Below are 12,971 nucleotides of genomic sequence, written 5' to 3'. Positions count from 1 at the left end.
GGCTCAGCCCTCCTTGACTGGGGTGGCGGGAGCGGTTTGGCCGCTGTCTTTCAAGGCTTTGGTGACCTCGGGCGGCATGTATTTTTCATCGTGCTTGGCCAGCACTTCGTCAGCCACTACCACGCCATCGGCGTTGAGCTTGCCCAGGGCGACAATGCCCTGGCCTTCCCGGAACAGGTCCGGGAGGATGCCGCGATAGGTGATGGTCACAGCCTTGTTGAAATCGGTGACGACGAAGGTCACGTCCAACGAATCGCCGGAACGCTTCAACGAGCCCTGCTCTACCATGCCGCCAGCGCGGATGCGCGTATCGACCGGTGCCTCGCCATTGGCGATCTGGGTGGGCGTGTAGAACAGGTTGATGTTCTGCTGCAGGGCGCTCAGGGCCAGGGTCACGGCAATGCCGACGCCGGCCAGGATGGCAAGGATGATCAACAGACGCTTTCTACGCAGCGGATTCACTTTTCGGTCTCCCGGCGCAGACGTCGCGCCTCTTGTTGCAGGTAACGCTTGCGGGCCAGGATCGGCGCGGCGACGTTGAGGGCCAGCACCGCCAGGCAGATGCCATAGGCCGTCCAGACATACAGGGCGTGGTGGCCCATGGCGAGAAAATCGCTGAAAGAAGCAAAACTCATCCACGTGCTCCCAGGCAATTTTGCACTTCGACTTTCACCCAACTGGTACGGGCTTCACGCTTGAGCACTTCAAGGCGCATGCGCAGCAGCAATACGGCGCCGAAGAAACAGTAGAAGCCCAGCACCATCAACAGCAACGGCGCCCACATCTCCACGGGCATCGCCGGTTTTTCGGTGAGGGTGAAGGTGGCGCCTTGGTGCAGGGTGTTCCACCACTCCACCGAGTACTTGATGATCGGGATGTTGATCACGCCGACAATCGCCAGCACCGCGCAAGCCTTGGCGGCGCTGTCACGGTTGCTGATGGCGTTGCCCAGGGCAATCAGGCCGAAATACAGGAACAGCAGGATCAGCATCGAGGTCAGGCGCGCATCCCACACCCACCACGAGCCCCAGGTCGGTTTGCCCCAGATCGCACCGGTCACCAGTGCCACGGCGGTCATCCATGCACCGATCGGCGCGGCGCATTGCAGGGCCACGTCGGCCAGCTTCATCTTCCATACCAGGCCGACGATGCCACACACCGCCAGCATCACATAGCAGGACTGGGCCAGCATCGCCGCAGGTACGTGGATATAGATGATGCGAAAGCTGTTGCCTTGCTGATAGTCCGGCGGCGCAAAGGCCAGGCCCCAGACCAGGCCAGTGCCGATCAGCAGGATGGCGGCGATACTCAACCACGGCAGCAGCTTGCCACTGATGCCATAAAACCATTTGGGCGAGCCGAGCTTGTGAAACCAGGTCCAGTTCATTGCTGTTTCCATCACGGTGCTTTTCGTCGTGGCGAAAAGCTCAGGGTCTTTACTGACTCAGCGTCATTGACGCCGGGTCAGACCTCATTATTCACCGACGCTGATTTTCAGGCCGGCGGCTATAGCAAAAGGTGTCAGGGTTACCGCCAGGGCGGTCAGGCTACCCAGCCACAAGAGGTAACCGGTCGCCGGCATACCCATGAGCGCGGCTTGCAACGCGCCACTGCCCAGGATCAACACCGGGATATACAAAGGCAGAATCAACAGGGCCAGCAACAGCCCGCCACGCTTCAAGCCGACCGTCAACGCTGCGCCCACCGCCCCCAACAGGCTGAGCACCGGCGTGCCGAGTAACAAAGACAGGAGCAGCACCGGCAGGCATTCAACGGGCAACCCAAGCATCATGGCAAGCAGTGGCGAGAGCAAGACTAGCGCCAAGCCGGAAAAAACCCAGTGTGCCAGCACCTTGGCCAGTACCAGAAGTGGCAACGGGTGCGACGAAAGGACCCACTGCTCCAGGGAACCGTCCTCGAAATCACTGCGAAACAGCCCGTCCAGCGAGAGCAGAACCGATAAAAGCGCGGCGACCCACACCAGTCCTGGGGACAAGGTTTGCAACAGTTTAGTCTCCGGACCAACCGCCAGCGGGAACAGCGCGATCACGATGGCAAAGAACACCAGCGGGTTGGCCAGTTCGGCGGGGCGACGGCACAACAGCCGGGCTTCGCGGGCGACCAACAGGGCGAACACACTCATAGCGACCACCGCCCCAGGTCCAGCTCACGGTAGCCAGCAGGCATACGCGCCAAGGTGTGGTGGGTGGTGAGCACCACCAGGCCGCCTTGCTCGCAGTGCTGGGCCAGGTGTGCTTCGAGTTGAACCACGCCTTGTTTGTCGAGGGCGGTGAAAGGTTCGTCGAGAATCCACAACGGCGGGCCGGGCAAGTACAAGCGGGCCAAGGCCACGCGGCGCTGCTGGCCTGCGGACAGGGTGTGGCAGGGAACGTCCTCAAAGCCCTTGAGGCCCACGGCGGCCAGGGCCTGCCAGATGGCGTCACGGGAAGCAGGATGATGCAGGGCGCTGAGCCAACTGAGGTTTTCTTCAGCAGTGAGTACGTCTTTGATGCCGGCGGCGTGGCCGATCCAGATCAGGTTGCGCGCCAGCTCGCTACGCTGTTCGTTCAAGGGCTTGCCGTTGAGATGCACCACGCCGGCCGTCGGCTGCATCAGCCCGGCCAGCAGGCGCAGCAGGCTGGTCTTGCCGCTGCCATTGGGGCCACTGATTTGCACCATGTCCCCACCCGTCAGCCGCAGGTCGAGTTGCTCGAACAGCAGGCGCAGGTCGCGTTCACAGGCAAGCGCTACGGCTTCAAGAAGAGGGCTGGTCAAAAGATCGCGGGCCTTTACGGTTCAAGTCGGCGGTGCAGCGGCCGTTATAGAGAGATGCACAATAACGGCTTTGGCGACCGATTTTAGAGAGCTGGATCAAATAGTTGTGAGGTTTTTACCGCTCTCTTTGCAGACGGGCGGCATTATACATGCGATGCCCTACTCTAAAGAGGGCAATTTCCCCAGAGACGATGCGCACGATGACCGGCGAGATCAACCTTCCTCCACTGCCGCCAACCTCCGCACCCGGGCCCACTCCGCTGCCTGGGGCCGGCGCATTGCTCAAACTGCTGGAGCCGCAGGCCGGGTTGATCGACCCGGGGAAAACCGTGAACGCTGAGGTCATCGCGCTTAAACAAGGCGGCGAGGCCTTTCAGTTACTGCTCAAACTGACCCTCGAAGGCGGTCGCCAGGCGCTGGTGCAGGCCAGCAGTGCCCAGCCCTTGCCTCTAGGCAGCAATGTGGCGGTGAGCCAGACGCCTGCGGGCAACCTGGCCCTTACCTTGCAGCAAGCCATGAGTGCCAACGTGGCCGCTCTCACTCGCCTCGACACCCACCAGATGCCGGTGGGTACGTTGTTGCAAGCCAAGGTGCTGACCACGCAGATGCTGCCCCAGGGCACGGCGCAACCGGCGATCTATCGCTCGCTGGTGAGTGTGCTCAATAACGCCCTGGCCGGTGCCACCCTGACCTTGGAAAGCCCTCAACCGCTAAGGGTGGGCAGCTTGCTCAGTGCTGTGGTGCAGAACGCGCAGACCCTGAACTTCGTACCGCTAAGCGGCCTGAAGGACCAACTGGCCGTGACGCAGCAACTTGCCACTCAGCAAAGTCGCCAAGGCTCGCTGGATGCGGTGTTCACCGCCTTGCAAAACCTGCCCCGTGGCGACAGCACATCGGCCGAGCTGCGGGCCGCCGCCGAGCGATTGTTGGCGGCCTTGCCCGATCTGGCACAGGTCAGCAATCCCAAGGTGCTGGCCCAGGTGGTGCAGAACAGCGGCGCCTTTCTGGAAGCCAAACTGCTCGCCGGCCAGAACCCGCAAATCCCACCGTTGGACATGAAAGGCGCGCTGTTACGCCTGGTCGCAGACCTGCTGCCCGCCCTGCCCGCCAGCACCAACCTGAATGCGATCCTCGCCGCCAATACCCTGGCCCAGGTGTTGCCGCACTTTGTGCGCAGCCCGCTGAACACCCTCGGCCAGGTCGGCGCCCGGCAGATACCCGCCGGCTTCCCGCTGCCCGAGCGGCTCATGGCAAAACTGGAAGGTGAAGGCGACCTGGAAAGCCTGCTACGCCTGGCCGCCGGGGCGATCTCGCGCTTGCAGAGCCATCAACTGTCGAGCCTGGAACAGACCGGCACCACCGCCGACGGCCGCCTGCAAACGACCTGGCAGTTAGAGATCCCGATGCGCACTCTGCAAGACATCGTGCCGCTGCAGGTCAAATTCCAACGCGAGGAGCCCGCGCCAGACAAGGACCAGCCCGAGCGCAAGGATAAAAAAGATCCGAAACAAATGCTTTGGCGCGTCGAACTGGCCTTTGACATGGAGCCGCTGGGGCCGTTGCAAGTTCAGGCGCAGCTGTCTCAAGGCAAACTGTCCAGCCAGCTATGGGCCAGCCGCCCTTTCACGGCCAGCCTGATCGAAAGCCACTTGGGCAGCCTGCGTGAGCGCCTGGTCTCATCCGGGCTCAACGTCGGCGACCTGGATTGCCACCTAGGCACCCCGCCACGCGGGCCAAAAACCGGACTGGAGCAACGCTGGGTGGATGAAACCGCATGAGAAACGCCGACCCGCCCCGCCAGGCCATCGCCCTCAAGTACGACGGCCAACAGGCCCCTACTCTGACAGCCAAAGGCGATGATGCCCTGGCCGAAGCCATCCTCAAGCTGGCACGGGAGAATGAAGTACCGATCTATGAAAACGCCGAGTTGGTGAAGCTGCTGGCGCGCATGGAACTGGGGGACAGCATTCCGGAAGAGTTGTACCGCACGATTGCCGAGATCATTGCGTTTGCCTGGACGTTGAAGGGCAAGTTCCCGGCCGGCTACGACCCGGAGGCGGGGCCGGTGGAGCGGGATGTCACTGAGCAGGGTGACGATTACTGATTGCTCATAGGGCACATACACATCCAAATGTGGGAGCCGGCTTGGCTGCGATAGCCATCGGTACCTACACAACTTCGGCGCGACGCTGGATCTGTGGCGAGGGAGCTTGCTCCCGTGACGGCCTACCAACCGACGCAAATCTCCCTGACGCACCACGATCCAAATGTGGGAGCGCGGGGCGGCAGGTAAATAAGCGTCGGCTGGTCGGTCGTCACGGGAGCGAGCTCCCTCGCCACAGGTTTTGCGTCGTTCAGAGGTTGTGTAAATACCTATGGCTATCGCAGGCCAACCAGCTCCCACATTTTTAGCGCGCGGTCAGTTAAGGACTTCGCTCAAAGGAATGAAGTTGACCCGGTCGCCGATGGCCAGCGTGGTCCCTTCCAGCACCTCCACAAAGCCTTCAGCCCACGCCGCACTGCGCAGCACCCCGGAGCTTTGGTTGCGGTAGATGATCGCCTTGCCCTGTTCGATCCGCCCGCGCAGGTACTCGCGGCGGTTGCCGGGCTTGGGCCAGACGAACCCTGCCGGCACTTCGAAGCGCAGCGGCTGCACCTCCTGCACCCCTTGACGGCGCAGCAGATACGGGCGCGCCAGCAGCGCAAAAGTCACCAGGGTCGAGGCCGGGTTTCCCGGCAGGCCGATCACCGGCACGCCACGAAAATGCCCGAAGGTCAGCGGCTTGCCCGGTTTGATCGCCAGCTTCCACAGCGCCAGTTCACCCTCTTCCCGCAAGGCAATGCCGAGGAAGTCCGCTTCGCCCACCGACACACCGCCGGTCGAGAGGATCAGGTCAACGCTGCCCAGCCCCGCCAGGCGCGCGCGGGTCTGTTCCAGATCATCCGGTAGAATCCCGGCATCGATCACTTCGCAGCCCATGCGCACCAGCCAGCTGCACAGCACGCGACGGTTGCTGTTGTAGATCTGCCCAGGGCCGAGCGGCAACCCTGGCTCGATCAGTTCGTCGCCGGTCGACAACACGGCCACGCGTACGCGCCGCACCACCTCGAGTCGATCACGTCCAAGAGACGCGGCCAAACCGAGTTCGATAGGGCCCAGGCGGGTGCCGGCACTGAGTACGGTCTCACCGACCGTGGTCTCTTGGCCCTGAGGCCGGATGTTGTCGCCCATCTGCAATGGCTCGGTGAAACTCACGCGCTGGTCGGTATGCACCACGGCGTTTTCCTGCATCTGCACGCAGTCAGCGCCTTGGGGCACCGGCGCGCCGGTAAAGATGCGTGCACAGGTGCCGGCCGCCAAGGGTTCAGGGGCAGTGCCGGCGAAAATCCGCTGGCTCACCACCAAGGGCTCGCCGGTCCAGTCCGCCAGGCGCACGGCGTAGCCGTCCATGGCACTGTTGGGCCACGGTGGCAGGTCGAGTGTGGAGATCAGGTCCAGGGCCAATACCCGGCCATCACACTCAGCCAGAGGCAGTACTTCCTGCTCGCGGATCGGCGCGGCGGCGGCCATGTCGAGCAAACGCTGCAGGGCTGCTTCCACCGGCATCAGGGCGCCGGTCTTGCCGGGCTTATCCACGGGATTCACAAGGTTCGGCCAGCTTCAGATGCGGAACGAAGTTGCATGGGCGGTGACGGTTATCCAACTGCTCGGCGAGGATGCCGTCCCAACCGGTGCGCACCGCATTGGTGGACCCTGGCAGGCAGCACACAAGAGTGCCATTGGCCAACCCCGCCAAGGCGCGCGATTGCACGGTGGAGGTGCCGATATCGGCCACGGAGATCTGGCGGAACAGCTCGCCAAAACCATCGACCTGCTTGTCGAGCAGGCAGCTCACTGCTTCAGGGGTACTGTCGCGACCGGTGAAGCCGGTGCCGCCGGTAATCAGCACCACCTGCACCACGTCTTCGGCGATCCAGTGGGCCACCTGGGCGCGAATCTTGTAAAGGTCGTCCTTGAGCAGCACGCGCTCGGCCAGGCGGTGGCCGGCGGCGGCAAGACGATCGACGAAGACCTGGCCGGAGGTGTCGGTCTCCAGGGTGCGGGTGTCGCTGACCGTCAATACAGCAATATTCAGGGGTACAAAGGGCGCATCGGCCTTGGCTTTCATGGCACGGTCCGGTTGTCGAAGGAACAGCCCGATGTTATATCACAGGCCCCTGTTTCCCTGCCGCAGCGCAACCACCATGACGTTTGAATTTTCTTCCCTGCCGTGTTCGATCCTGTTGCTGGCCGGTGGTCGCGGCCAACGCATGGGCGGGCAGGACAAAGGGCTGCTGGAATGGCAAGGTCAGCCCTTGATCGCCCACCTGCACCAGTTGGCCCGGCCGCTCACCGATGACCTGATCATCTCGTGCAACCGCAACCATGAACGCTACGCGCTCTATGCCGACCAACAGGTGAGCGATGACAACCCGGGCTTCCCCGGCCCGCTGGCAGGTATCCGTGCAGGACTCTTCGCCGCACGCCATGAGCATCTGCTGATATTGCCTTGCGATGTGCCGCAGATCGATGCGCGACTGCTCGCCGACCTACGTGCGACCGCACGACGCAATCGGCAGCTACCGGTGATGGTGCGCCAGGGTGACTTCTGGGAACCCTTGCTGTGCGTCATCCCCACTCGCCTGAAAAACCAGGTGGAACAGGCGTGGCAAGCGGGGGAGCGCAGCCCGCGCAAGCTGTGGCTGCAACTGGGTGCCGTGGCGCTGGAATGTCCGGCCGATGACCCGCGCCTGGCCAATCTTAATACGCCCGAGCTGTTGCACCCCGGGGCTGGCATGTCAGAATGAACCCTGCACAAGGAACTTTGCCGGCGTCCCGTACGTCACAAGGTCAGCAATTTAAAAGTATTCTCTCGGAGACAAACTCATGACTCAACGGACCATCGCCGCTCTCATGCTTGCACTGGGCCTCGCCACCCTCGCCGGTTGCGCTTCGCCAACAGTGATCACCCTGAATGACGGTCGCGAAATCCAGGCCGTCGACACCCCGAAGTACGATGAAGATTCGGGCTTCTACGAATTCGAACAACTGGACGGCAAGCACACCCGTATCAATAAAGATCAGGTTCGCACCGTTAAAGACCTGTAAGCCTCAGCGCTTGCACACAAGGCCCGCCTAGCGCGGGCCTTGCTGTTCCTGGGGTTTACCAGTCCAGGGTGATCTGGCTGCGAAAGCTGCGTTGTTCACCGCTTACCGGGTCGATAAAGCGCACGCCCTGGGCCAGTAGCTTGAGTGGCTTGGCGTAATCGTCCTCGGCATCCTTGATCACTTCGGGGTAGAACGGGTCATTACAGATGCTCGCCCCGAGCGCCGTCATATGCACGCGCAGCTGGTGCTTCTTGCCGGTCACCGGGAACAGGCCGTAGCGCCATAGATCAGCGTTTTTCTCGCGCACCTCTACCGCCGTCTCGGTGTTGCTGGCACCCGGCCCTTCCTGCATGCGAAAGAAAGGTTCGCCATCCACCAAACGGCTTTTGTGCACCAACGGGAAGCTGAGGTGCGGCAAGGCCGGAGCGATGGCTTCATAGAATTTGTCGATACGTCGCGTGGGAAACAATTGCTGATAGGCCGAACGGCTGTGCGGGTTGGCGGAGAACAGCACCAACCCCGCCGTATGTCGGTCGATGCGATGCAGGGGCACCAGGGCGGGATTGTCCAGGCGCCGGATCAAGCGTCGCAACAAGGTGTGCTCGACGTACTCGCCAGCGGGTGTCACTGGCAGGAAATGCGGTTTGTCCGCCACCACCAGGTGCTCATCCGCGTACAGGATGTTTTCCAGCACCGGAATCACTTTCTCGTTGGGCACTTCGCGAAAGTAATAGATGCACAAGCCTTCCTTGTAGCCCAGGCCCAGGCTGATCGGGCTGCCATTGACATCCAGCACCCGGCCGCGGGCAATGCGGTCCAACCATTGTTCGCGGCCGATGGCCGGAAAGTGTGCGCACAGGCAATCGAGCACCGTCACCCAGGAGCCCGGCGGCAAGTACAGGGTGCTGGCTTGGTGCTGGGAGGGGGAAAAAACGGAAGTGGACATGCCGACGCTCAAAGCCTGGAAAACAGGCGGGCATTATCGCCCATGGCGCGCGATTGCCTAGGGCCTATCTCAGGCCTTGGCCAGTTGAGCTCGCAGCACTGGCGAGGCGCTTGCCGCCTCGGTGAATTCCTTGAGCCAGCGCAGCACGTCCACCGCTTCCCAACGACCCGGGTCATACAACGCGTAGAGCAAGCCCTGATAACCCACCACATCCAGCTGCTTGTGATAACCGGCGCGCTGGAACAGCGCCTCGATTTCCGCGAAGCAGGTGTTGAAATGCACTTTGTTAAACGGCGTCTTGCCTTCCGTGACCAGGCCATCGAGGCGCAGTTCGTTCACCGCGTCACGCACCACATCGGCGGACATGCGATTGACGCTGCTTTTAAGTTGTTCAACATTCACCACGGGCGTTCCCTCTATTCAATCGCTGTACGAATATACAGTAACTTAATATTTGGAAAGCCGCCATCGCATAAATCTCAGCGCAGGAAGGTAACCACCTGCGCGGTGTCGAACGGCCAGTCCAGTTCCGCCCCGGTGTCCGTGCGGCGAAGCACCGGAATCCGCAGGCCGTAGACGTCTGTCAGGTCCTCCGGATCGGCGATATCCACCAACTCCACCAACAACCCGTGCTCGACGAGCGGCATGACTTCGGCTTCGGCAATCTCACACAGATGGCAACCCAGGGTGCCGAACAGCTGGCATTCAGGAAGCATGATGAAAAGACTCGAACAAGAAACGAACGTCCATTCTAATCCCAACAAGCCCCTGTAGGAGCGAGCTTGCTCGCGAAAAACTCCCGCGCGCCGCGTTCACTCAGGAACCCCGCGTTATCGTTGACGTTTTTCGCGAGCAAGCTCGCTCCTACGGTGCAAAAAGCCTGATCCAGATCACCATGGCCTATAACTGATTCAGCGATTCTTGCGGCTTTTTGCCGCTCGCCCCGCAACGGAGATGCCTGTGTTCGCCAACCTGCTGATTATTCTGGCCTCATCCCTGGTGGTGATTGCACTGTTTCGCCGGCTGCAGCTGCCGCCCGTGCTGGGCTACCTGTGCGTAGGCCTGGCAGTGGGCCCCACCGCGCTGGACTGGGTCAATGACAACGAAGACCTGCCGGACCTGGCCGAGATGGGTGTGGTGTTCCTGCTGTTTTCCCTGGGGCTTGAGTTTTCCCTGTCGAGAATGTTGGCGCTGCGCAGCGTGGTATTTGGCCTGGGCAGCCTGCAAGTGCTGGGGTGCGGGGCATTGCTGGGCGCGTTATTGATGAGCTTTGGCCTCGCACCTGGCGTCGCGTTGTTACTGGGCGCAGGGCTGGCGTTATCGTCCACCGCCATTGTCAGCAAGGAGTTGACCAGCCTGGGTGAAGTCTTCAGCAGTCATGGGCAGAATGCGATCGGCGTGTTGCTGTTCCAGGATGTCGTAGCGGTGTTGCTGCTGACATTGGTACCGGTATTTGCCGGCAGCAGCGACCAAGCCTGGTACTGGGCGCTGCCGCTGACCTTGGGCAAGACCGTGGTGCTGTTCGTGGGCCTGTTGTTCGCCAGCCGCTGGTTGCTGCCACGCCTGTTCCGTGAAGTCGCCGCGTCTCATTCGGCGGAACTGTTTGTGCTGCTGGCGCTGGTGATTGTCTTGCTCACCGCCTGGCTCACCCACCTGCTGGGCCTGTCCCCTGCCCTCGGTGCATTCCTGGCCGGCATGCTGCTGGGGGAAAGTCATTACCGACACCAGATCGAAGCCGATATCCGCCCGTTTCGCGACATCCTGCTGGGGCTGTTTTTTGTCAGCATCGGCATGCTCATCGATCTGCAGTTGTTCGTCAGCCACAGCCTGTTGATCCTCGGCCTGACGCTCACGCTGATGCTGGTCAAAGGCAGCGTCGTCGCGGCGCTGGTCAAGTGGCGTAACAGTGACACCGAAACAGCCTGGCGCAGCGGTCTGGCGCTGGCCCAGGGCGGCGAGTTCTGTTTTGCGCTGATGGCGCAGATGCAGCAGAGCCGGTTGATTCCCGATGAGTTCAACGGCCTGCTACTGGCTGCCACCTTCTGCTCGATGCTGCTGACACCGCTGCTGTTACGTGCGGCACCGGCCATCGCGCTGCGCCTGCATCGCAAGCCCAACCAGCAAGTGCAACTGGAACACATCACCGCGCTCAACGCTCAATTGCACGGACACGTGGTGATTTGCGGGTATGGCCGGGTAGGCCAGTCCATCGGGCGCTTTATGCGCCGCGAACAACAGGCTTTTATCGCCCTGGATGATGACCCCGAACGGGTGCAGGAAGCCGCCACCGAGGACAGCAGTGTGCATTACGGCGACTGCCGCCGTGGTGCATTGCTCAGCGCCGTCGGCCTGGAACGGGCGCGGTTGGCGGTGATCGCGGTGGACAACAGCGATGTCGCCCTGGTGGTGCTCAAGGAGGCGCGGCAGATCAACCCAGACGTGCCGATCCTGGTGCGCACACGCGATGACAGCCAGTTGGCTGAACTCAAGGCCGCGGGCGCCAGCGAGGTGGTGCCCGAGTTGCTGGAGTCGAGCCTGATGCTCGCCTCCCACGCCCTGATCCTGCTGGGCCTGCCGGACCAACAGGTGCAGGCGCGAGTGAATGAAGTACGGCGCAACCACTATCGCCTGCTGCACGGTTTCTACCCACCGCCACACACTGACGAAGACGCGCCGATCAGTCCTGACTGACCGCGCCGATCTTGTGGATCGACAGGTCCGCACCGTAATACTCCTGTTCCTGGCTCAAGCGCAGCCCTTGCACGCGCTTGATCACGCCGTACACCAGCAAGCCGCCGCCAAATGCTACCGCCACGCCCAGCCCGGTGCCGATCAACTGGCTGATCAGGCTCACGCCGCCCAGTCCACCCAGGGCAGCCTGCCCGAAGATGCCGCAGGCAATGCCGCCCCACACGCCACACAAGCCATGCAACGGCCACACGCCCAGCACGTCGTCGATCTTCCAGCGCACCTGGGCAGCGATAAAGCACCACACGAACAAGCCGCCAGCGACCACGCCCGTGACCAGCGCGCCCACCGGATGCATCAGGTCGGAACCGGCGCAGATTGCCACCAACCCGGCCAACGGACCGTTGTGCAGAAAACCGGGATCATTACGGCCAATTACCAGGGCAGCCACGGTGCCGCCGACCATGGCCATCAGCGAATTGACGGCCACCAGACCACTGACGCCATTGAGGGTTTGCGCGCTCATCACGTTAAAGCCGAACCAGCCCACGATCAGAATCCACGAGCCCAGCGCCAGGAAAGGAATGCTCGACGGCGCAAACGCCACCAGGCGCCCTTCACGATAACGCCCATTGCGCGGGCCCAGCAGCAACACCGCCGCCAGCGCCAGCCAGCCGCCCATGGCGTGAACAACCACGGAACCGGCAAAGTCGTGGAAGCTGGCGCCAAAGGTTGCGAGCAGCCATGCTTGCAGGCCAAGGTTGCCGTTCCATACCAGGCCTTCGAAGAACGGGTAGATAAACGCCACGATCAGCGCGGTGGCACACAGTTGCGGGGCAAACTTCGCACGCTCGGCAATCCCGCCGGAAATAATTGCCGGAATCGCCGCGGCAAACGTCAGCAGGAAGAAAAACTTCACCAGGCCGTAGCCATGATCGGCGCTGATCACCGCGGCCGGTTGCAGGAAGCTCACCCCGTAGGAGATCCAATAGCCTATAAAGAAATAGGCCAGCGTTGAAATCGCGAAATCACTGAGGATTTTCGACAAGGCGTTGACTTGGTTCTTCTGCCGTACCGTGCCAACTTCAAGGAAGGCAAAGCCGGCGTGCATGGCCAGCACCATGACCGCGCCAATCAGAATGAACAAGGTATTGGAGCTGTGGACGAGGGTGTCCACCGCGCTTTGCAAGTTTTCCATGGAGGTTGGCAGGCCTGCATCAAGGCAAAAAGCACCAAAGCGGTTCAAGCCAGGGTTAAGCGCACTAAATTGGCACCGCCGGCTCCGCCTTTCTTCAGAGGGCGTGAACCGCTTTAGCGCAGCGATCAACACAACAGGCCGTTGCCGAAAGGGTTTTTCCGCGAAATTAAGTGATTTAGGGTAAGGTTTTCCAAGGTTTTCACCTCGACCGCCCG

General features: G+C 61.8%; 16 protein-coding genes. 5 read left to right on the top strand and 11 right to left on the bottom strand.

Annotated features, from left to right (window positions below):
• Positions 1–3: 3 nt before the first annotated feature.
• The 5 genes from ccmE to ccmA all read right to left on the bottom strand — a co-directional run bounded on the left by ccmE (position 4) and on the right by ccmA (position 2,775).
• Positions 4–462 carry a cytochrome c maturation protein CcmE gene (gene ccmE, locus AC1RAC_RS12765; protein ID WP_014717703.1) on the bottom strand — a complete coding sequence of 153 codons (459 nt, stop codon included), beginning with the start codon at positions 460–462 and terminating at the stop codon, positions 4–6.
• Positions 459–635, bottom strand: coding sequence for a heme exporter protein CcmD (gene ccmD, locus AC1RAC_RS12760; protein WP_034127174.1), 177 nt, complete (start codon positions 633–635; stop codon positions 459–461). Before ccmD ends, ccmE begins: the two co-directional genes overlap by 4 nt.
• Positions 632–1,387 carry a heme ABC transporter permease gene (locus tag AC1RAC_RS12755; protein ID WP_096142955.1) on the bottom strand — a complete coding sequence of 252 codons (756 nt, stop codon included), beginning with the start codon at positions 1,385–1,387 and terminating at the stop codon, positions 632–634. The genes ccmD and AC1RAC_RS12755 overlap by 4 nt, the downstream gene beginning before the upstream one ends.
• An 87-nt stretch (positions 1,388–1,474) precedes the next feature.
• On the bottom strand, positions 1,475–2,143 hold the full coding sequence (gene ccmB / locus AC1RAC_RS12750; RefSeq protein ID WP_014717701.1) for a heme exporter protein CcmB: 669 nt from the start codon (positions 2,141–2,143) through the stop codon (positions 1,475–1,477).
• Positions 2,140–2,775, bottom strand: coding sequence for a cytochrome c biogenesis heme-transporting ATPase CcmA (gene ccmA / locus AC1RAC_RS12745; protein WP_034127172.1), 636 nt, complete (start codon positions 2,773–2,775; stop codon positions 2,140–2,142). Before ccmA ends, ccmB begins: the two co-directional genes overlap by 4 nt.
• Positions 2,776–2,975: 200 nt before the next feature.
• Between ccmA and fliK the strand changes: the two genes are divergently transcribed.
• Positions 2,976–4,553, top strand: coding sequence for a flagellar hook-length control protein FliK (fliK, locus tag AC1RAC_RS12740; protein ID WP_492616630.1), 1,578 nt, complete (start codon positions 2,976–2,978; stop codon positions 4,551–4,553).
• Positions 4,550–4,879, top strand: a complete 330-nt coding sequence (locus tag AC1RAC_RS12735; RefSeq protein ID WP_054899079.1) for an EscU/YscU/HrcU family type III secretion system export apparatus switch protein — start codon at positions 4,550–4,552, stop codon at positions 4,877–4,879. The genes fliK and AC1RAC_RS12735 overlap by 4 nt, the downstream gene beginning before the upstream one ends.
• A gap of 315 nt (positions 4,880–5,194) precedes the next feature.
• Here the strand turns inward: AC1RAC_RS12735 and AC1RAC_RS12730 are convergent, their stop codons facing one another.
• Both AC1RAC_RS12730 and moaB read right to left on the bottom strand, forming a co-directional pair.
• Positions 5,195–6,421 carry a molybdopterin molybdotransferase MoeA gene (locus AC1RAC_RS12730; RefSeq protein WP_057976687.1) on the bottom strand — a complete coding sequence of 409 codons (1,227 nt, stop codon included), beginning with the start codon at positions 6,419–6,421 and terminating at the stop codon, positions 5,195–5,197.
• On the bottom strand, positions 6,405–6,944 hold the full coding sequence (moaB, locus tag AC1RAC_RS12725) for a molybdenum cofactor biosynthesis protein B (RefSeq protein ID WP_034127168.1): 540 nt from the start codon (positions 6,942–6,944) through the stop codon (positions 6,405–6,407). Before moaB ends, AC1RAC_RS12730 begins: the two co-directional genes overlap by 17 nt.
• A 76-nt stretch (positions 6,945–7,020) precedes the next feature.
• Here moaB and mobA point away from each other — a divergent pair, with 76 nt between their 5' ends.
• Both mobA and AC1RAC_RS12715 read left to right on the top strand, forming a co-directional pair.
• Entirely contained in the window at positions 7,021–7,623 is a 603-nt protein-coding gene (gene mobA, locus AC1RAC_RS12720; protein WP_057976736.1) for a molybdenum cofactor guanylyltransferase MobA, read from the top strand.
• Positions 7,624–7,702: 79 nt separating this feature from the next.
• Positions 7,703–7,924 carry a YgdI/YgdR family lipoprotein gene (locus tag AC1RAC_RS12715; protein ID WP_003189935.1) on the top strand — a complete coding sequence of 74 codons (222 nt, stop codon included), beginning with the start codon at positions 7,703–7,705 and terminating at the stop codon, positions 7,922–7,924.
• Positions 7,925–7,979: 55 nt separating this feature from the next.
• On the opposite strand, the gene AC1RAC_RS12710 is transcribed toward AC1RAC_RS12715, so the two are convergent.
• The 3 genes from AC1RAC_RS12710 to AC1RAC_RS12700 form a co-directional block, all read right to left on the bottom strand.
• Positions 7,980–8,870 carry a pseudouridine synthase gene (locus tag AC1RAC_RS12710; RefSeq protein WP_054920131.1) on the bottom strand — a complete coding sequence of 297 codons (891 nt, stop codon included), beginning with the start codon at positions 8,868–8,870 and terminating at the stop codon, positions 7,980–7,982.
• Between the two features lie 69 nt (positions 8,871–8,939).
• Positions 8,940–9,275 carry a hypothetical protein gene (locus tag AC1RAC_RS12705; protein WP_003189932.1) on the bottom strand — a complete coding sequence of 112 codons (336 nt, stop codon included), beginning with the start codon at positions 9,273–9,275 and terminating at the stop codon, positions 8,940–8,942.
• A gap of 74 nt (positions 9,276–9,349) precedes the next feature.
• Positions 9,350–9,586, bottom strand: a complete 237-nt coding sequence (locus tag AC1RAC_RS12700; protein ID WP_034127166.1) for a glutaredoxin family protein — start codon at positions 9,584–9,586, stop codon at positions 9,350–9,352.
• Positions 9,587–9,824: 238 nt separating this feature from the next.
• Here AC1RAC_RS12700 and AC1RAC_RS12695 point away from each other — a divergent pair, with 238 nt between their 5' ends.
• A complete protein-coding gene (locus AC1RAC_RS12695; RefSeq protein ID WP_034127165.1) occupies positions 9,825–11,561 on the top strand; it encodes a cation:proton antiporter in 1,737 nt (578 codons plus the stop codon).
• On the opposite strand, the gene AC1RAC_RS12690 is transcribed toward AC1RAC_RS12695, so the two are convergent.
• Positions 11,548–12,756, bottom strand: a complete 1,209-nt coding sequence (locus tag AC1RAC_RS12690; RefSeq protein ID WP_034127164.1) for an ammonium transporter — start codon at positions 12,754–12,756, stop codon at positions 11,548–11,550. The two genes, AC1RAC_RS12695 and AC1RAC_RS12690, sit on opposite strands and share 14 nt — an antisense overlap.
• Between the last annotated feature and the right edge of the window lie 215 nt (positions 12,757–12,971).

It is taken from the genome of Pseudomonas sp. GW823-FHT02F05 (assembly GCF_058797315.1).
This window is presented reverse-complemented; position numbering and strand designations above follow the sequence as displayed.